Origin of the sequence: Sphingopyxis sp. TUF1 (genome assembly GCF_036687315.1) — a bacterium.
GTDB lineage: Bacteria > Pseudomonadota > Alphaproteobacteria > Sphingomonadales > Sphingomonadaceae > Sphingopyxis > Sphingopyxis kveilinensis.
Genome location: NZ_CP144683.1, coordinates 2,514,203 through 2,532,326, shown reverse-complemented (window position 1 = coordinate 2,532,326; position 18,124 = coordinate 2,514,203). Strand labels below are relative to the sequence as shown.

Genomic DNA, 18,124 nt, shown 5'->3' with positions numbered 1-18,124 from the left:
CCCTATCCCCCAAGTGAATGCATCGTAAAAAGCCTCAGACGCCGCAAGAAAAAAAATAAACTGAGGGTGTATCGTGCCGAAAAATTTGATCCACTTTTGAACTAAATTCATCGCCCCAAGCGCAACGCCGCGACGTCGCCCAGCATCGCTGCCAACGCCGCAGCGTTGTGCCAGCGGCCGCGGGCCATCACGCCCAGCGGCGCGCGCAGCGTCGTCGGATTCGCCAGCGGATTTTCGGCGACGAGCAACAGGTCGGCGCGATAGCCGGGGGCGATGATGCCGAACTTCGACGCTCCCGGAACGGTCTTGGCGATGAACTCGCCCGGCGCGCGCGTTGCCGCCGACAGCGCCTGCCAGGGCGTCAGCCCCGCCGCCAGCATCGTGTCAATCTCGCTATGCAGCGAAAATCCGGGCACCAGTCCCGGGATCGCCGGTGCATCGCCGCCGATGATCAGCGAAACCCCGGCGTCGGCCATCGCCTTCACTAGGCGTGCCTCGAACGCCACGCGCCGCGACAGATCGACCGCTTTTTTCTGATAGCCCGACTGCGCCCAGTCGATCCGGTCGGCGGGCGACAGATAGCGCGCCTCGGGTGCCGCGAGATAGGCTTTCACCACTTCGGGCTTCCCAAACTGCGCGGCGATCGTGCGATAGGTGAACAGGTCGGATGTGACGAATGCGCCGTGCGCTTTCACCAACGCGATCGCATCGGCGATCCGCGCTTCGTCGGGCGGGGCATTCTGGTCATCCGCGGGCGGATCTGGGAAGAAGCCGTAGAAAAATTCCTCGACATGCGCGATCATTGCCTGCCCCGCGGCCAGCTGCTTCGCAAGGCCGACCGCTTTTACATTATGCCCGACGACGCCGATCCCCTGCATCTTGGCTTCGTCGGCGAGCGCCGCAAAAGCCTCGGCCGACAAGTTGGTATAGACTTTGAGAAAGCTGTAGCCGTTGGCCTTCGCAATCCCGACGATTGCGCGCGCGTCCTCCGCCGTCGCGATGACCAGATGCCCATATTGCGGGCTGCCATCGATCGCGAGCGCGGTGAAGATTTGCGGGCCCGGCACCTTGCCCTCGTTCACCGCGATCCGCGTGCGCCCGGCAAAGCTGTTCGTCGCCTCGCCCATGTTGAGCATCGTCGTGACGCCGTTCGCGAGCAGCAGCGACAGGTCATCGCGGCTCGTCACATGATTGTGCATGTCGGCCAGGCCGGGAATCAGCCACGCGCCCTTGCCGTCGATGACCGGCGTTCCCGCCGGCAGCTTCGCCTTGATCCCGATGCTGGCGATCACGCCGTCGGTGACGATCACCGTCGTGCGCGGAATCACGCGCTCTGTGTCCATCGGCACGACGTTGACGTCGGTGAAAACCACCGTCTCGGCGCGCGCGAGTGTGACCCAGGCAAGGAGCAGCCAGAAGGTCAGCAGTGCGCGAAACATCGCGCGCAACCTCAGCCCAGTGCCTTCTTCAACAGCTCATTGACGACCTGCGGGTTGGCCTTGCCCTGCATCGCCTTCATCGTCTGGCCGACGAAGAAGCCGAACAGTGCTTCCTTACCGCCCTTATACTGCTCGACCTTGTCGGCGTTGGCGGAGAGAACCTTGGCGATCTCGGCCTCGATCGCGCCGGTATCGCTGGTCTGCCTCAGCCCTTCGCGATCGACGATGGCGGCCGCGCCGTCACCGCTTTCGAGCATCTTCTCGAACACCTGCTTAGCGATTGTTCCCGAAATCGTGCCGTCGGCAACGAGGCCGAGCAACTCGGCCGCCTGCGCGGGCGAAACCGGCGAGTCCGAAATGTCGCGGCCCATGCGATTAAGCGCGCCGAATAATTCGCTCGTCACCCAGTTCGCCGCGGCCACCGGCTTTGCCCCCGCGTCGAGCAGCGCGTCGAACCAGCGCGCCGCCTCAACCTCGGCGGTCAGAACATCGGCATTATAGGCGCTGATACCCGCCGCCAGGTAGCGCGCGCGCTTCGCGTCGGGCAGTTCGGGCAGGCTTTCGCGGCACTCGGCCAGAAACGCGTCGTCGAGTTCGAGCGGCAGCAGGTCGGGATCGGGGAAGTAACGATAATCATGCGCATCTTCCTTCGAGCGCATCGAGCGCGTCTCGTTGCGGTCGGGGTCGTACAGCCGCGTTTCCTGCACCACGGTGCCGCCGCTTTCGATCAGCGCGACCTGGCGCTTCGCCTCGCCCTCGATCACCGCCATCACGAAGCGTACCGAATTGACGTTCTTGGTCTCGGTGCGCGTGCCGAATTCGTCGCCAGGCTTGCGGACCGACACGTTGACGTCAGCGCGCATCGAGCCTTCTTCCATATTGCCGTCGCACGAGCCGACATAGCGCAGGATCGAGCGCAGCTTGCGCACATAGGCGCCGGCTTCGGCGGGCGAGCGCATGTCGGGGCGCGAGACGATCTCCATCAGCGCGACCCCCGAGCGGTTGAGGTCGACGTACGACATCGTCGGATGCTGGTCGTGCATCAGCTTGCCGGCGTCCTGCTCGACATGGATACGCTCGATCCCGATCACCTTGTCAGTGGCAATCCCAGCCTTTTCATCGGCAGCGATCGTCAGCGAACCTTCGCCGACAAGCGGATGATAAAGCTGCGAAATCTGGTAACCTTGCGGCAGGTCGGCATAGAAATAATTCTTGCGGTCGAACCGCGACCATTTGTTGATCTGCGCCTCGATCGCCATGCCCGTGCGCACGGCCTGGCGGATGCACTCGCGGTTCGGCACCGGCAGCATCCCCGGCATCGCGGCGTCGACCAGCGACACCTGCGTGTTCGGCTCGGCCCCGAACGCCGTCGCGGCGCCCGAAAACAGCTTGGCGTTGGAGGTGACCTGCGCATGGACCTCAAGGCCGATCACGACCTCCCACTCGCCGGTTTCGCCCTTGATGCGATAATCAGACATCATCCGTTCCTTCATGTGTCCCCGCGAAGGCGGGGACCCAGTGCGGGGCGGCGCGAGGCCGCTCTGGGCTCCCGCCTTCGCGGGAGCACACCGCTAATTTACCACCACTTCTCCGCCCGCGCCGTAAAGCCGGCGCGTTCCTCGATCGCCAGACCCGCGTTCAGCACACCCTGCTCGTCGAACGCCTGGCCGATGATCTGCAAGCCGAGCGGCAGTCCTTCGCGGTTCAGCGCCGCGGGGACCGACATCGCGGGCAGGCCTGCGAGGCTCGCGGGCACCGCGAACACGTCGTTGAGGTACATCGCCAGCGGATCGGCCATCTTCTCGCCGAGCCCGAACGCCGCCGACGGCGCGGTCGGCGCGAGGATCACATCGCACGACGCAAAAGCCTGCTCGAAATCGCGCGCGATCAGCGTTCGAACCTTTTGCGCCTGCGTATAATAGGCGTCGTAGAAGCCCGCCGACAGCACATAGGTGCCGATCATGATGCGGCGCTTGACCTCTGCCCCGAAACCGTCGGCGCGCGTCGCGGCGTACATGTCCTGCAACCCCGCCCCGTCGGGCAGGTCGCGCAGCCCGTACCGCACGCCGTCATAGCGCGCGAGGTTCGACGAAGCCTCGGCGGGCGCGATGATATAGTAAGCGGGCAACGCGTACTTCGTGTGCGGCAGGCTGATCTCGACGACCGCGGCCCCCGCATCCTTCAGCATCGCGATGCCCGCATCCCACATCGCGTCGATCTCGGGATCGATGCCCTCCAGGCGATATTCTTTGGGAATCCCGACCGTCTTGCCCTTAAGATCGCTCGACAAAGCCGCTTCCCAATTGGGCACGGGCAGGTCAAGGCTCGTCGCATCCTTCGGATCGAAGCCCGCCATATTCTCGAGCATGATCGCGCAGTCACGCACGTCGCGCGCCATCGGCCCCGCCTGATCGAGCGAACTTGCAAAGGCAACGATTCCCCAACGCGAGCAGCGGCCATAGGTCGGCTTGATCCCCGAAATGCCGGTGAAGGCGGCGGGCTGGCGGATCGAGCCGCCGGTGTCGGTCCCCGTCGCCGCGGGGCAAAGCCGCGCCGCGATCGCCGACGAGCTGCCGCCCGACGAACCGCCTGGCGCGAGCGCGGCATTGCCGCCATCCTTGCGCCGCCACGGCGAAATCACATTGCCGAAATAGCTCGTCTCGTTCGACGACCCCATCGCGAACTGGTCGAGGTTCAGCTTGCCCAGCATCCCCGCGCCCGCGTCCCACAATTTCTGCGAAACCGTCGATTCATAGCGCGGCACGAACCCTTCGAGCATATGGCTCGCCGCGGTCGTCTGCACGCCATTGGTGCAGAACAGATCCTTCATTCCGATCGGCACGCCCGACAGCGGCTTGAGCGTCCCCGCCGCGCGGTCGGCGTCGGCCACCTTCGCTGCCGCAATCGCATGGTCGGGCGTCTCGACGATAAACGCATTGAGTGCCTTCGCGCCCGCGACATTGGCGTTGAAAGCCTCAGCGACTTCGACGGCGCTGAAATCGCCCGCGCGGTGCCCGTCGCGGATCTGCGCGACGGTCAGGTTGGTCAACTCGCTCATTATTCGATCACCTTGGGAACACCAAAGAAGCCGTGCATCGCCGCCGGCGCGTTGGCCAGCACATCGTCACGGCGGTTGCCGCCGGTCAGCGGGTCGGCATCGACAATATCGTCACGCAGCCGGAGCGTATTTGGGATCACCGCGGTCATCGGTTCGACCCCGGTCACATCCACCTCGCCAAGCTGTTCAACCCAGCCCAAGATGCCGTTCAATTCGCCTTCCATCGCGGCGGCTTCGGCATCGCTGATCGCGATGCGCGCCAGCGACGCGATTTTCCTCACTGTTGCCTGATCGATTGCCATTGAGTCCTGCCTTTGCGGGAGAAGAGGCGCCGCTAGCACCCTGCCCCGTGCGCTTCAAGCCGGGGCTAATCGAAAGCCGCCGATTGCGGCACGCCGTCGACAGTGATCCGGCGTTGCCGCACCGTCTCGATCTCGATCCGCGCTTTCGACAGATCAAGGCTGGGCTGATCGCGCGTCGCCGCCTTCGCCGGTTCGCCGACAATCCATCGCCCGGCCTCGTCCTGCGTCACCACGTCGAAGCTCAGCGCCTCGCCGACCTCATTCTGCCCCAGCACGCCGACCCGGTCATCGGCCAGCCACACAGCGGCGCACGCCTTTGCCCGGCTGCACATATAGCTGCCAGCGATGCGATCGAGCGCCGCGGCGGGCAACGGGCGGTTGGTGGGAACGACGCGCAGCCGTTCGGCAAGCGGCGTGAGCAACGCCGCCCCCTGCGGCCCCGACAGATCCCAGCGATTCTTCGCCGCCAGCGCCGCCTTTGCCGCGTCGGCGCGCGTCTTGTCGGGCGAACGTGCCAGCTCCGCCAACGCCGCGCGCCCGCTCGGTCCAAAATCGAAGGCCATCGCCGCCCAGTCGAACTGTTCGGCAGACACTGCCCCTGATTTGAGCCGCGCAAGCTGGTCGCGCGTCGAAATCGCCCCGAAATCGACGATCGGCAGCGCGAGGAAGAGCGCGAACAACATCAGCCCGATCGCCAGAACCTGCTGCAACGGCCGCAGCCAGTTGTCGAAATGGCGACGCCCCCGCACCACCGCCCACAGGCCGCCGCTACCGTAAGCGAGTGCAATCACCGCCGCGATGGCGCCCCATATGCGCTCGGGCGTCCAGCCATATTGGCCGATCCGCAGCCCCATCGAATAGACAGCAATGACCGCAAGCGGCAGCACCGCGACGGCAAGGACCGGCGCCGCCCAGCGCAGCGCCGGGTTGTTCACCCGGTCGTCGCGGCCGTTGCCGATCACGGCATTGGCGAGCAGCACCGCGAACGCCGCCGCCGCGAGCATAAGCGCCGCGGTCGAAAAGCCCGAATCCCACAGCTTCTGGAGCCCCGTTCCCGCGAGCGAGAGCAGGAACAGCACGAGCGCGACCGCCAGCACCGGCGCCAGCACCGCGAGCACGATCATGACCAGCCGCTGAAGCGTGGCGACGAGCTTGTCGCGCTCGCGCAGCAAGCCGACAGCGCCGCCGAAGGCCGCGCCCGCGAGCATCCACCCGAACCATTCGTCGTTCAAAAGATCGAAGATCAGGTTGATCCCGATCAGCTTGAACATCTGACCGATCAGCACGATGAGCAGGAAGGTAATCCCCACGAACGCCAGGCTCGCTGCACCGATCACCGCGTCAGTCCACGCATGGCCGTGCAGCCGCTCGTACGGCATTTGCCAAAGTTTCCAGAAGCGCCAGTCGGGCGCGACGTCGCGGCGCGTCTGGAACAGGGGCGTCGCGACGAGTACCGCGAGCATCCCTGACCAGAAGGGCCATTCGACAGGATTGCCCTGCAGATTATACGCCGCGGTCTGCCACGCGATCAGTCCCAGAATTGCACCCCACAGCAGCGCAAAGCCGAGCGCCCAGTGCCAGCGGCGGAGTTCAACGCCCAGCGCGAACACCAGTGTCGCCACCGCGACCGCCGCGGCGAGCGCGCTGCGCCATGGCGCCAGAGCGTCTTGATAACGATGATCGACGAGCAAGTAGAAGATCAGCCCTGCCGTCGCGCAGATCGCCGCCATGATCCACGGACGCAGCGGCCATGGCGGGTCGCTGTCGTCGAGGCGCGCAGATGGGCGCGGCTGGATCGAGGGCGAATCGGCGGCGGCGCCGGTTGCAGCTGCGTCGGTCATGACCCACATCTGGGCTTGTTTCGCACCCCGCGGCAAGTCAAAGCTGCGCACGATTGACAGGAACCGAACCCGTTGCCGTTCGTGTCGAGCGAAGTCGAGACACCCGTCGGCGTCGAACCCAGCCCGACGGGCATCTCGACTTCGCTCGATGCGAACGGATAATGAAGTTACGGATTCCTCTCCCCCTCCCATGGAGCCCCCTTTGGCCCGCAAATTTCTCTATTTCATTGCCGCGATCATTCTCCTCCTGCTGGGCGCGGGGGTTGTGTATCAACTTTTCCCCGGCTGGATCGCACGCACCGCCTTTGTCCCCAGCGCCGAGTTCACGCCGCAGGCCGCGGTCGCGCCGAACGCCTATGACGATCCCGCGATGTGGTTCGCGCGGCCGGGAATGGAGAAAAATCCCGCGGCGTGGCGTCCCGCCGCCGACGGGAGCGAAACGCCGGGCGATGCGCCCGAAAACAAAGCCGCCCAGCCGCTGATCGCACGCGCGCAGGCCGCCGAAACTTCCGAGGAAGCCCCCTTCCCCAAGGGCGACGCCGCGGTCTTCTTTGTCCACCCAACGAGCTATTACAGCCGATCGAGCTGGAACGCGCCGCTCAGCGACCGCGATTCGGACCACCGCGCCAACCTGTTCGTGCAGGGCATGGCGAGCGCTTTCGCCGACGCCGGCGAGATCTGGGCGCCGCGCTATCGGCAGGCGACGCTGGGCGCCTTCCTCGCGACCGACCGCGTGACCGCGGGCAAGGCGATCGATTCGGCGTATCGCGACGTCGAGGAAGCGTTCGACGCCTTCCTCGCCGCACAACCAAAGGACAAGCCGATCATCCTCGCGGGCCACAGCCAGGGCGCGCTCCACCTGACCACCCTGCTCCGCACCAAGATTGCAGGCACCCCGCTCGCGAAGCGCATCGTCGCGGCCTATGTCATCGGCTGGCCGGTCAGCCTCGACACCGACATCGCCGCGCTCGGCCTTCCGGCGTGCCAGACCCCTGATCAAAAGGGGTGCATCGTCAGCTGGGCCACGTTCGCCGATCCCGCCGACCCCGTGATGGTCACCGATGCCTATGACGGCACGATCGGTTTCGACGGTCGCCCGCGCGCGAACACGCGGATGCTCTGCACCAATCCGCTGACCGGTATTCCCGATACAGCCGCGCCGGCCGAGGCCAATATCGGCACGCTGAAACCCACCGAAGGGTTCAAGTCGGGCGCGCTGATCGCCGGGCGGATCGGAGCAACATGCGACGACACGCGCGGCTTTCTGATGATCGGCGATGCTGACGTCGCGAAGGATTATGTCGTCGCGGGCTATGTGCTGCCCGGCAACAATTATCATGTCTATGACATCACCCTGTTCTGGGCGAATGTCCGCGCCGACGCGCTGCGCCGCCTTGCCGCCTATGAAGGCAAGCCGTCGCCCGTGCCGCCTGCCGCGGCGCCGTTGGCTGCGCCCGCGTCCGCGGAAGCGGATAGAAACTGATGCCGGGATTTTCCCCCTCCGCGCTTCCCCCGTCGCCGCAAAATGGTTAGGGCGCGCGCATGATCCTGGTCATCGACAATTATGACAGCTTCACTTTCAACCTCGTTCACTATCTGATCGAGCTGGGCGCCGACGTGCGCGTCGAGCGCAACGATGCGCTCTCCGCATCCGCGGCGCTCGCGACGGGCGCCGAGGCGATGCTGATCTCGCCCGGCCCCTGCACCCCCAATGAAGCGGGTATCAGCCTCGACCTTGTCGCCGCCTGCGCCGATGCGGCGCGCCCGCTGCTCGGCGTGTGCCTTGGTCATCAGGCGATCGGCCAGCATTTCGGCGGCACGGTGCAGCGGGGCCACCTGATGCACGGCAAAACCTCGCCCGTCTGCCACGACGGCAGCGGACTTTACGCGGGGCTCCCCTCGCCCTTTCAGGCGACGCGCTATCACAGCCTTGAGGTCGTCGATATTCCGGACTGCCTGATCATCAACGCAACGAGCGACGACGGCGCGGTGATGGGTTTCCGCCACGCCGATCTGCCGATCCACGGCGTCCAGTTTCACCCCGAAAGCATCGCGACCGAACATGGCCATGCGATGCTCGCCAACTTCCTCCAGATCGCCGGGCTACCCGTTCGCGAGCGGCAAGCAGCATGAGCCGGTTCGGGCCGTTTCCCGATCCGTCGGCGCTGCTCGATCATGACGAGGCCGCCGAAGCCTTTGCGACGATGCTCGACGGCGGCGCGAGCGACGAGCAGGTCGCCGACTTTCTGGTCGCGCTCGCCGAACGCGGCGAAACGATGGTCGAAATCGCTGCCGCGGCACAGGCGATGCGCGATCGGCTGATCCCCATCGAGGCGCCAGCGGGCGCGATCGACGTATGCGGCACGGGCGGCGACGGCCATCACACATTGAATGTCTCGACCGCGGTGTCGATCGTCGTCGCGGCGTGCGAAGTTCCGGTCGCAAAGCACGGTAATCGCGCAGCGTCGTCGAAATCGGGTGCCGCCGATACGCTGGAGGCACTCGGTCTCGACATGGAGCGCGCGGACCGCCAGGCCGAGGAACAGCTCGCCGACCTCGGCATCTGTTTCCTCTTCGCAGGCACACGGCACCCGGCGATGAAGCGTATCATGCCGATCCGCAAGGCGATCGGGCGGCGGACGATCTTCAATCTGATGGGGCCGCTCGCCAACCCGGCGCGGGTGACGCGCCAGCTCGTCGGCATCGCGCGCCCCGCCTATGTCGCCGTCTATGCCGAGGCGCTGCACCGGCTCGGCACCGATCATTCGCGCGTGATTTCGGGCGACGAGGGCCTTGACGAACTGTCGCTCGCGGGCGGTAACGAGGTCGCGGTCGTCACGGCCGAAGGCGTGCGGATGCAGCGCAGCAGCGCGGCCGACGCCGGGCTGCCGACGCGCTCGCTCGCCGAAATCCGCGGCGGCGATGCCGCGTTCAACGCGCGCGCGCTGCGCCGCCTGCTCGAAGGCGAAACGGGCGCTTATCGCGATGCCGTGCTCTACAATGCCGCCGAGGCGCTGATCGTCGCGGGCGCGGTCGACAACATGATCGACGGGGTCGAGGAAGCCGCCGAAGCGATCGACAAGGGACTGGCCAACGCGCTGCTCAACTGCTGGATCGCGTATAAATGAACAAACTCACCCAGATCCTTGAGACCAAGGCTGCCGAAGTCGCCGAACGCCGCGCGCGGCGTTCGCTTACCGACCTCGATACGGTGGACGCCGGGCCGGTGCGCGGCTTCGCCGCCGCGCTACAGGCAAAGATCGACGCGGGCGGCTACGCGCTGATCGCCGAAATCAAGAAAGCGTCGCCATCCAAAGGATTGATTCGCCAGGATTTCAATCCCGCCGACCATGCCCGCGCCTATGCCGCGGGCGGCGCGGCCTGCCTCTCGGTGCTCACCGATGCGCCCTATTTTCAGGGGCATGAGGATTATCTGATCGCCGCGCGCAACGCCTGCCCGCTACCCGTGCTGCGCAAGGATTTCATGATCGACCCGTGGCAGGTCGCCGAGGCGCGGTCGATCGGCGCCGACGCGATCCTCATCATTGTCGCCGCGCTGGACGACGGCGCGATGCGTGAGATTGAGGCCGCGGCGCTCGAACGCAGCATGGATGTGCTGGTCGAAGTCCATGACGAAGCCGAACTGGACCGCGCGCTCACCCAGCTCCGATCGCGCCTGATCGGCGTCAACAACCGCGACCTTCGCACCTTCGAAACCGACCTTGGCGTCACCGAACGGTTGGCCAAACTTGTCCCGGCGGGCACATTGATCGTCGGCGAAAGCGGCATTGCCACCCACACCGACTGCGCGCGCCTCGCCGCCAGCGGTGTAAAAAGCTTCCTCGTCGGCGAGAGCCTGATGCGCCGAAGCGACGTCACGGCGGCCACGAAGGCGCTGCTTGGAGGTTGAGGTCCCCTTTGGGGTGGGAAGCTGACGTTCAAATTGCCCGTCGCCCCCGCGAAGGCGGGGGCCGCCGTCGGCCTTTTCCCGCGTCGCTGCGTAAACCGACAGCGGCCCCCGCCTTCGCGGGGGCGACGGCAACTATCGGTCGCTTCCAGCCGCCCCGCCCAAACACTCTCAAAGCGCCGCGGTCAAATCCGCCAGACGCTGGCGCAGCGCGGGGAACTGGTCGTCCGTGGTGACGCCAAGACGTACGATCGTCACGCGCTGCGACGGCGAGACGATGATATACTGCCCCTGATGCCCGATGCACGCGAACAGGTCGTTAGGGCCGCGATCGGGCCAGAGCGCGGGCTCCGCGCCCGGGGGGCGGCGGCGGTTGAGCCAGATATGTCCGCCGTAGCCCGCATCGTTCGCCGACGGCGTCAGCATGAAGCGCATCCAGCTTTCAGGAAGCAGCCGCTGGCCGCCCACCACCCCCCTGTTGCGCAGAAACTCGCCGAAGCGGGCATAGTCGCGGGCGGTCGCGTGCATGATCGACCCGCCGATCATCGTGCCCGTTGCGTCGAATTCGGGCGTCAGGCTGGACATGCCGAGCGGTTCGACAAGCCGCCCGGCAATAAAGTCGCGCATCGCATCGCGCCGCGCCTCGGGGCTTTCCGACGGGGTTAGCGTGTCGGCGATGATGTCTGCCAGGATGACGCTGGTCGCCGAGCTATAGTTGAAAACTTCACCGGGCTGCGCCGCCGCGGGCTTGGCCTCGGCAAAACCCGCTATGTCGCCTGCACCGCCGCCGAACAGCATCGCGACGGTATCGCCGTCCCACACGGGATCGCCATTTTCGACGTGCTCGAGCCCCGACGACATGTGGAGCAGGTGACGGAGCGTGATCGAGCCGCGCGGATCACCACTTCGTTGCCACGCCGCAACGGGGGCTGGCCCGTCGAGCGACAATTGCCCGTCGGCGACAAGAAAGCCGGTGAGTACCGCGGTGATGCTTTTGGCCATCGACCAGCTGATGAGCTTGGTATTGGGGCCGAATCCCGCGGCATAGCGCTCGTAAATCAGCTCGCCGTCTTGCAGCACCAGCAGCGCGCGCGTCTGCCCCGCCGCCTCGGCATCGGTGAACAGCGCGTCGGCGCGCGCGCGAATCGCCGCGGGCAAGGCGGGGAGCGCGGACGGTCCATTCGCCGGGGCAACATCGTCGATCGACAGTCCGAACTTGGGCCCCGGCGATGCGGGCGCGAGGCTGCCCTGCCCCGCCGCCTGCGTCAGCGACCAGGCGCCGAGCATCGCGAGGGCGACACTTGCCAGCAGCCGTATTTTCATCATCATGGGCGGATGAATAGCACCAACCCCACCGGCCCATCAACGGGCGCGACACCGCCGCCCGCGCCGGCACCCTCGCCCGCCCCGGCTCCGACGCGCAAGACGCCGAGCCGCTGGGGTGGCTGCCTGCCGTGGGCGCTGATCGTCGGCGTTTTGCTCGCGGGGTTTGCGATCTGGAAATTCCCTGCGTTCAAGGCGCAGGCCGAACTGGGCGCGGCCTATGCGGCGCGCATCGGCTGCTCGTGCCGCTATGTTCAGGGACGCAGCCTCGAAAGCTGCCAGAGCGATTTCGAACCGGGGATGGAAATGGTGTCGCTGAGCGAAGACCCCGAAACCAAGACAGTCATCGGCAACGTCCCGCTGCTCGCGTCGCGCGGCGCGCGCTATGCTGGCGCGAGCGGCTGCCTGTTCACGCCCGAAAACTAGGCTGAAAGCGAGCGACGCCCGCAAAGGCCGGGTCAATCCCCGGCCAGAAACGCATCCATCGCCGCGTTGACCGCATCGGGCGCATCCCACGGCACAAAATGCCCGCAATCCGGCACTTTGACGATGGTGACGCCGGGGACCAGCTCTGCCAGTCCGTCAAGGTTGCACGGCGGCAACGCGACATCGTCGAGCGCCCAAATCACCAGCGTCGGAATATTGAGCTTCGGGAACGACACCGCGGGCGGCTCGGCATAGGGTTCGTCCATCGGGGGAACTACGAGTGGCGAGGCGCGATACCAGTTGACCATCGCGCGGCAGGCGTCGCGATCCTCCCAATCCTTAAGCAGGCGCTTGATCTCATCGGCGGGTTGCAGCCCGCCGCTCGGCACTTTTCCTGCAAAGGCGTGAGCGAGCAGGCCCGCAAGGCCGTGCTCGGCGATGATCGCATCGCTCGCGGGGTCGCGAAAGGTGCGGATATATTGGCTTGCGGCGCGCTGTTCAGTGTTGGTGGCGAGCAGACGCTGAAAGATTGCGGGGTGCGGCGCATTGGCGATCACCGCACGCGTGACACGCCCTGCCCACCCCGGATGCAGCCCGCCCGGCTGACCGCCCAGCGCCACGCCCCACGCGATCGCGCCGCCCCAGTCGTGCCCGACGATCGTGAATTTGTCGACGCCCAGCGCATCGGCGAGCGCGAAGATGTCGGCGATCAGCTTGTCGGGGGTATAGGCGTCGACCTCCTGCGGCTTCGACGACCCACGGTAGCCGCGCTGATCGGGCGCGATGCAGCGAAACCGACGCGAAAAATGCGGCAGTTGATGACGCCAGGTGCGATGCGATTCGGGAAAGCCGTGGAGGAAGATCAGCACGGGTGCGTCCTTCGGCCCCATATCGACGACGTCGAGTTCGACTCCGGTCGAAAGTGTCACCCGCTGCTGCTCGAAATCGCCGATCATCGGCTCCGCTCCCTTGGTTTCGTTTCAAAACCAATCTGGCGAGGATCGCGGCGGCTGGCAAGCCGCAACGGGAGAGGGGGCTGTTGCGTTAGCCGAAAGGGCGGATGTCGTTTTAGGGGTGGTTTGTCGCCCCTCCACCACGCCCTTCGGGCGCGGTCCCCCTCCCCATCGCTGCGCGACAGGGAGGATTTTATGCCCGCTTCTGGTCGCTTCCGGACATCGTATCGCCCGTCTGCAGCCCCACGTTCCCCATCGCCCTTGCCTTTCGCGCCCCGCCTTGCTTCGCTCCATTGCATGACAATCAAACCGACTCACCTCGACGACAGCGGCTCGGCGCATATGGTCGATATCGGCGCCAAACCCGCAACGCAGCGTCACGCCGTTGCTGGCGGGCGCATCACCATGACTACGGCGGCGCTCGACGCGATCCGCACCGGTAACGCGCCCAAGGGCGATGTGCTGTCGACCGCGCGCATCGCGGGCATCATGGCCGCCAAGCGCACCGCCGACCTCATTCCGCTCTGCCACCCGCTCGCGCTCACCAGCGTGACCGTCGATTTTGCGTGGCAGGTAGATGGAATTGCGGTGACGGCGACCGCCGCGACCAGCGGGCCGACGGGGGTCGAGATGGAGGCACTGACCGCCGCTTCGGTCGCGCTGCTCACCCTCTACGACATGGCCAAGGCGCTCGACCGCGCGATGGTGATCGGCGACATCCGCCTTCTCGAAAAGAGCGGCGGCCGCTCGGGCGACTGGCGCGCCGAATGAGCGCCTTGCTTCCCGTCGAGGAGGCGCAGGCGCGTCTGCTGGAGCTGCGCGCGCCGCTCGCCAGGGAGACGGTCGCGCTTGCCGACGCGCATAGCCGCTATCTCGCCGCCGATGTCGTGGCGCAGCGCGACCAGCCTGCCGCGGCGCTGTCGGCGATGGATGGTTATGCAATCCGCTTCGACGACCTGCCCGGCCCTTGGACGGTGACGGGCGAGGTGGCAGCGGGGGCGGCGCCCGACAGCGCGGTCGGCGTCGGCGAGGCACTGCGCATCTTCACTGGCGCGACCGTCCCGCCCGGCGCCGATACGGTGATCGTGCAGGAAGATGTCGCGCGCGACGGCGACCGGCTGATCCTGACGGGCGACGGGCCGCGCAGCCGAGGGCGCCACATCCGCGTACGTGCTGCCGATTTCGCGGCAGGCGACGCGCTGCTTAGGGCAGGATCACGCTTGACGCCCGGCGCCATTGCGACCGCGGCGATGAGCGGCGCGGCTGCGCTTACCGTCGGCATCCGTCCGCGCGTCGCAATCCTCACCACCGGCGACGAGTTGGTCGCGCCCGGCCGCATCCTCGGCCCCGGCCAGATCCCCGACAGCAACGGCGTGATGCTTGCCGCGATGCTTGCGGGCGAGGTCGCCGCACCCGTGCAGCCGCTCCACGTCCGCGACGACCGCACGACACTTGCGAGGGTGCTCAGCGAGCTGGCGCGGCATCACGACATCATCGTTACGGTCGGGGGGGCGTCGGTCGGCGATCATGATCATGTTCGCGATGCGCTCGACGACGCGGGCGGTCGGCTGGATTTCTGGAAGATCGCGATGAAGCCCGGCAAGCCGCTGATCGCCGGAATGCTGGGCGAGGCGATCCTGCTCGGCCTGCCAGGTAATCCCTCGTCGGCCTTTGTCACCGCGACGCTGTTCCTCCTCCCGCTTGTCCGCCACCTCGCCGGCGCGCGCGCGCCGTTACCAGCGGTGCAGCGCGCCCCGCTCGCCACACCGCTGGACGCGGGGGGACCACGCCGCGACTATCTGCGCGCTCGGATCGAACGCGGGCAGATCACTCCACTCGTAGGGCAGGACAGCGGCCGCACGCTCCCCCTTGCCGCGGCCAATGCATTGCTGATCCGCGACATCGACGCGCCGGCGCAGGCCGCGGGCGATGTCGCGGGTTATATCGCGATCGCTTGACAAGTTCCGCTTTGTTCCACTATCGTTCCTGCTATGTCCGGCCTGAGGCTTCAGGCCTTCATGGAGAATGACCGATGTTGACCGCGAAGCAGCATGAACTGCTCCACTTCATCCAGCAGCGCCTCGATGCGAGCGGCATCTCGCCATCGTTCGAGGAGATGAAGGAGGCGCTGGGTCTCAAGTCGAAGTCGGGCATCCACCGGTTGATAAGTGCCTTGGAAGAACGGGGTTTCCTCCGGCGCTTGCCCAACCGCGCGCGCGCGCTGGAGGTGCTGAAGCTGCCCGAAGCCGCGAGGTCCGGAAGCAACAACCGCGACACCATCGTCCCGCTTCGCAAGGCGCCTCCCGCGCTTAAACCGATCGCAGCGAACGACATCATCGAGGTTCCGCTGCATGGAAAGATCGCCGCGGGTGTTCCGATCGAAGCGTTCGAGGATCATAACAATCTCGCCGTTCCCGCCGCGCTGCTTGGCGCGGGCGAACATTATGCACTCGAGGTGTCGGGCGACTCGATGGTCGAGGCGGGGATTTTCGACGGCGATTATGCGCTGATCCAGAAAGCGAGCACGGCGCGCGAAGGCGACATCGTCGTCGCGCTGGTCGACGGACAAGACGCAACGCTCAAATATTTCCGCCGCGAAGGCACGATGATCCGGCTTGATCCGGCAAACAGCGCCTATGAACCGCAGCGCTACCCCGCCGAGCGCGTCATTGTGCAAGGGCGTTTGTCGGGATTGCTTCGTCGTTACCACTGACCTGCTGCGGGCGGCGCCACGGATGCTCGGCGCCGGATCGTAACGCAGCAACCGCTTTGGGCCTTTCGCCAAGATAGAGCGCGAGCCCTCCCGTTTCGGTCAGGCTGTCGCGCTCGATCGTCATCCAGCGGGCGACACATTCGCGCGGCAGCCAGCGGTCGCTGATCACGACATCGGCGGCGGCGCACGCCGCGGCCATGTCCGCCCCCTCCACCCGGTCGCCTCCGCGTGACGCGAGGATTACGCGTCGCGCCGCGCCCTCGCCTTGAACCCAGCGGCAGAAATCGCGGTTGCACTCGACATGATCGAGATCGGCGAGCGTGCCCAGCGGCGCGTCGATTCCTGCCGCTTCGGCCATGCTGTCGCGGACATAGTCGCCGGCGCGGTCGCGAAGCAGTGCATAGGTGCCGTCGGGCAGGGCCGCAGCGATGTGCCGCCCGTCGCCGGTGACGAGCAGGTCGGGACGCGGCTGCGCGAGCAGCACGACGGCGCCCGCCGCGAGCGGGAACATCCCCCATCGGCGCCAGCCTGTTTGCCAGAGCAGGATCCAGAGCCCACCGAATAGCGCCAAACCAAAGCCCCATGGCGGAAAGCTGGGCAGCGTCGTCACCGCGCCGGGTTCGTTTGCGACGGTGTGCGCAAGCGCGATCAGCAGCCGCAGCGCCTGCTCGGAGACCCACCAGAAGGGCGCGCCGAGCGCGACGCTGTCGAACAGCAGCGCCAGCGCCTCGGCCGGCATGACGACAAAGGTCGTAAGCGGGATCGCGACGACATTGGCGAGCGCGCCGTACAGCCCCGCTTTGTGAAAATGGAACAGCGCGATCGGCGCAAGCGCGACCTCGACGACCAGGCCCGTAAGCAGCAAGCCAGCGACGCCTCGCACAAGACGCAACAGCCACAATTCCTCGCGGCGCGCGAGGAACGCCTGCATCGTTCGGCTTTCGTGGAGTGCAACGATCGCGGTCACCGCGGCAAAGCTCAGCTGGAAACTCGGCCCCGCCAGCGCCTCGGGCCGCCAGACGAGCACGAGCAACGCGCCCGCCGCGACGAGCCGGAGGGTCAGCGCCTCGCGCCCCATCAGGAAGGCGACGAGCACGAGCAGCGCGGCAATGAACGAACGCAAGGTCGGCACTTCCGCCCCGGCGAGCCAGGTATAGCCCCCGCCCGCCAGCGCCCCCGCCGCCGCGGCGAGCGGCAGGACAAGCCCTGCAAGCGCGAGCCGCGGGCTCAGCGCCAGCAGCCGCATCGTCAGCAGCATCGCGAAACCGACGACCGCGGTGACGTGCAGCCCGCTGATCGACAGCAGGTGCGCGAGCCCGCTCCGCCGCATTGCCTCTTCGTCAGCCTCGGATATTGCGCCGCGGTCGCCCGTCACCAGCGCCGCCGCGATGCCGCCCGCTGATCCGTCGATCTGCGCGTGGATATGGGCGCTGAGCCGGGTTCGCAGCGGGGGTTTGGCGTCCCCGCGTTCCGGCGCGCGCGCGACATCGCCGAGCACTGTGCCGACGGCGCCGATGCCGTCGAACCATGCGCGCTGCGCAAAGTCATAGCCGCCGGGCAGGCTGGCAGTCGGCGGCGGCATCAGCCGCGCGCGCACCCCGATCGCCTCGCCCGCGGCCAGATCGCCCGCCTGTTCGGTGCGCAGGGTCAGGCGAATGCGCGGCGGCAGGTCGGCGCGCGCCCGGGGCCGGGCAAGGATGCGCACCTGTCCCTTGGCGGGGCGCGGCTCGACGCGTTCGACGATGGCGGAAAATTCGGTGACGACCGGCTGCGCGAGCACCGGCGCGGCGACCCACAGCGCGCGGCCCCAGATCAGCAGCATCCCGACCGCCATCACGCCGCACCCGGCAGCGACGACACGCCCGGTGCGGCTGCGCCAGCCGATCAGCAGCCCACCGAGCACCCCCGCGCCGAGCAGAAGTAAAAGGCCGATCCAGTGCGCCTGTGCCGGCAGCGCGAACCATGCGGCGATGCCCGCTCCCAATGCGACGGGAAGCCACAGGCCGATACGCTCGCGCTCCGCCTCCAACCGCGCTTCGAGCGCCGCGGCGAGGCGCGCCGGTCCCACGGCGCGGCGGGGCGCAATGGGCGTTTGAAGCGGACTTGTCGCCATGCTAGGGGCACCCCCGATCCCGCCCAACCGGGCGGCAAAATGAGTGAAA

16 protein-coding genes are annotated in these 18,124 nt (G+C 66.9%); 8 read left to right on the top strand and 8 right to left on the bottom strand.

The features are described 5' to 3' along the window. Positions 1–107: 107 nt before the first annotated feature. The 5 genes from VSX77_RS11965 to VSX77_RS11945 all read right to left on the bottom strand — a co-directional run bounded on the left by VSX77_RS11965 (position 108) and on the right by VSX77_RS11945 (position 6,640). A complete protein-coding gene (locus VSX77_RS11965) occupies positions 108–1,439 on the bottom strand; it encodes an amidohydrolase family protein (RefSeq protein WP_338424833.1) in 1,332 nt (443 codons plus the stop codon). An 11-nt stretch (positions 1,440–1,450) separates the two neighbouring features. Further along, on the bottom strand, positions 1,451–2,917 hold the full coding sequence (gene gatB / locus VSX77_RS11960) for an Asp-tRNA(Asn)/Glu-tRNA(Gln) amidotransferase subunit GatB (RefSeq protein ID WP_338424832.1): 1,467 nt from the start codon (positions 2,915–2,917) through the stop codon (positions 1,451–1,453). Positions 2,918–3,015: 98 nt separating this feature from the next. Next, a complete protein-coding gene (gatA, locus tag VSX77_RS11955; RefSeq protein WP_338424831.1) occupies positions 3,016–4,497 on the bottom strand; it encodes an Asp-tRNA(Asn)/Glu-tRNA(Gln) amidotransferase subunit GatA in 1,482 nt (493 codons plus the stop codon). Then, positions 4,497–4,799, bottom strand: coding sequence for an Asp-tRNA(Asn)/Glu-tRNA(Gln) amidotransferase subunit GatC (gene gatC, locus VSX77_RS11950; protein WP_293643946.1), 303 nt, complete (start codon positions 4,797–4,799; stop codon positions 4,497–4,499). The genes gatA and gatC overlap by 1 nt, the downstream gene beginning before the upstream one ends. A 65-nt stretch (positions 4,800–4,864) precedes the next feature. Next, positions 4,865–6,640 carry a DUF4153 domain-containing protein gene (locus VSX77_RS11945; protein WP_338424830.1) on the bottom strand — a complete coding sequence of 592 codons (1,776 nt, stop codon included), beginning with the start codon at positions 6,638–6,640 and terminating at the stop codon, positions 4,865–4,867. Positions 6,641–6,842: 202 nt separating this feature from the next. Between VSX77_RS11945 and VSX77_RS11940 the strand changes: the two genes are divergently transcribed. From VSX77_RS11940 to trpC, 4 genes are read left to right on the top strand one after another with little or no spacing between them, the layout of a single operon-like run. Then, a complete protein-coding gene (locus VSX77_RS11940; RefSeq protein ID WP_338424829.1) occupies positions 6,843–8,123 on the top strand; it encodes a DUF3089 domain-containing protein in 1,281 nt (426 codons plus the stop codon). A 59-nt stretch (positions 8,124–8,182) separates the two neighbouring features. Beyond that, positions 8,183–8,773 (top strand): anthranilate synthase component II, encoded by a 591-nt coding sequence (locus VSX77_RS11935; RefSeq protein WP_338424828.1) that lies wholly within the window; start codon positions 8,183–8,185, stop codon positions 8,771–8,773. After that, entirely contained in the window at positions 8,770–9,768 is a 999-nt protein-coding gene (trpD, locus tag VSX77_RS11930; RefSeq protein WP_338424827.1) for an anthranilate phosphoribosyltransferase, read from the top strand. The genes VSX77_RS11935 and trpD overlap by 4 nt, the downstream gene beginning before the upstream one ends. After that, positions 9,765–10,550, top strand: coding sequence for an indole-3-glycerol phosphate synthase TrpC (gene trpC, locus VSX77_RS11925; protein ID WP_338424826.1), 786 nt, complete (start codon positions 9,765–9,767; stop codon positions 10,548–10,550). The genes trpD and trpC overlap by 4 nt, the downstream gene beginning before the upstream one ends. A gap of 168 nt (positions 10,551–10,718) precedes the next feature. Here the strand turns inward: trpC and VSX77_RS11920 are convergent, their stop codons facing one another. Continuing rightward, the gene (locus tag VSX77_RS11920; RefSeq protein WP_338424825.1) at positions 10,719–11,876 is read right to left on the bottom strand and encodes a serine hydrolase domain-containing protein; all 1,158 of its coding nucleotides are present in this window, start codon (positions 11,874–11,876) and stop codon (positions 10,719–10,721) included. Between the two features lie 6 nt (positions 11,877–11,882). On the opposite strand from VSX77_RS11920, the gene VSX77_RS11915 reads away from it, so the two are divergent. Continuing rightward, complete coding sequence (locus VSX77_RS11915) at positions 11,883–12,296, top strand: hypothetical protein (RefSeq protein ID WP_338424824.1); 414 nt, start codon at positions 11,883–11,885, stop codon at positions 12,294–12,296. Between the two features lie 32 nt (positions 12,297–12,328). Here VSX77_RS11915 and VSX77_RS11910 read toward each other — a convergent pair whose 3' ends face one another. Further along, entirely contained in the window at positions 12,329–13,252 is a 924-nt protein-coding gene (locus tag VSX77_RS11910) for an alpha/beta fold hydrolase (RefSeq protein WP_338424823.1), read from the bottom strand. Between the two features lie 294 nt (positions 13,253–13,546). Here VSX77_RS11910 and moaC point away from each other — a divergent pair, with 294 nt between their 5' ends. From moaC to lexA, 3 genes are all read left to right on the top strand, one after another. Continuing rightward, a complete protein-coding gene (gene moaC, locus VSX77_RS11905; protein ID WP_338424822.1) occupies positions 13,547–14,020 on the top strand; it encodes a cyclic pyranopterin monophosphate synthase MoaC in 474 nt (157 codons plus the stop codon). Beyond that, the gene (gene glp, locus VSX77_RS11900; protein WP_338424821.1) at positions 14,017–15,207 is read left to right on the top strand and encodes a gephyrin-like molybdotransferase Glp; all 1,191 of its coding nucleotides are present in this window, start codon (positions 14,017–14,019) and stop codon (positions 15,205–15,207) included. Before moaC ends, glp begins: the two co-directional genes overlap by 4 nt. Before the next feature lie 74 nt (positions 15,208–15,281). Further along, on the top strand, positions 15,282–15,962 hold the full coding sequence (gene lexA / locus VSX77_RS11895; RefSeq protein ID WP_338424820.1) for a transcriptional repressor LexA: 681 nt from the start codon (positions 15,282–15,284) through the stop codon (positions 15,960–15,962). On the opposite strand, the gene VSX77_RS11890 is transcribed toward lexA, so the two are convergent. Continuing rightward, positions 15,916–18,075 carry a ComEC/Rec2 family competence protein gene (locus VSX77_RS11890; protein WP_338424819.1) on the bottom strand — a complete coding sequence of 720 codons (2,160 nt, stop codon included), beginning with the start codon at positions 18,073–18,075 and terminating at the stop codon, positions 15,916–15,918. The two genes, lexA and VSX77_RS11890, sit on opposite strands and share 47 nt — an antisense overlap. Positions 18,076–18,124: the final 49 nt, after the last annotated feature.

Excerpts from the sequence above, each read along its gene's own strand:
- trpC (WP_338424826.1), top strand. The coding sequence starts at position 9,765 with ATGAACAAACTCACCCAGATCCTTGAGACCAAGGCTGCCGAAGTCGCC.
- gatB (WP_338424832.1), bottom strand. The coding sequence starts at position 2,917 with ATGTCTGATTATCGCATCAAGGGCGAAACCGGCGAGTGGGAGGTCGTG.
- gatA (WP_338424831.1), bottom strand. The coding sequence starts at position 4,497 with ATGAGCGAGTTGACCAACCTGACCGTCGCGCAGATCCGCGACGGGCAC.
- VSX77_RS11920 (WP_338424825.1), bottom strand. The coding sequence starts at position 11,876 with ATGATGATGAAAATACGGCTGCTGGCAAGTGTCGCCCTCGCGATGCTC.
- lexA (WP_338424820.1), top strand. The coding sequence starts at position 15,282 with ATGTTGACCGCGAAGCAGCATGAACTGCTCCACTTCATCCAGCAGCGC.
- VSX77_RS11935 (WP_338424828.1), top strand. The coding sequence starts at position 8,183 with ATGATCCTGGTCATCGACAATTATGACAGCTTCACTTTCAACCTCGTT.
- glp (WP_338424821.1), top strand. The coding sequence starts at position 14,017 with ATGAGCGCCTTGCTTCCCGTCGAGGAGGCGCAGGCGCGTCTGCTGGAG.
- moaC (WP_338424822.1), top strand. The coding sequence starts at position 13,547 with ATGACAATCAAACCGACTCACCTCGACGACAGCGGCTCGGCGCATATG.
- VSX77_RS11965 (WP_338424833.1), bottom strand. The coding sequence starts at position 1,439 with ATGTTTCGCGCACTGCTGACCTTCTGGCTGCTCCTTGCCTGGGTCACA.
- VSX77_RS11945 (WP_338424830.1), bottom strand. The coding sequence starts at position 6,640 with ATGACCGACGCAGCTGCAACCGGCGCCGCCGCCGATTCGCCCTCGATC.
- gatC (WP_293643946.1), bottom strand. The coding sequence starts at position 4,799 with ATGGCAATCGATCAGGCAACAGTGAGGAAAATCGCGTCGCTGGCGCGC.
- trpD (WP_338424827.1), top strand. The coding sequence starts at position 8,770 with ATGAGCCGGTTCGGGCCGTTTCCCGATCCGTCGGCGCTGCTCGATCAT.
- VSX77_RS11915 (WP_338424824.1), top strand. The coding sequence starts at position 11,883 with ATGAATAGCACCAACCCCACCGGCCCATCAACGGGCGCGACACCGCCG.
- VSX77_RS11910 (WP_338424823.1), bottom strand. The coding sequence starts at position 13,252 with ATGATCGGCGATTTCGAGCAGCAGCGGGTGACACTTTCGACCGGAGTC.
- VSX77_RS11890 (WP_338424819.1), bottom strand. The coding sequence starts at position 18,075 with ATGGCGACAAGTCCGCTTCAAACGCCCATTGCGCCCCGCCGCGCCGTG.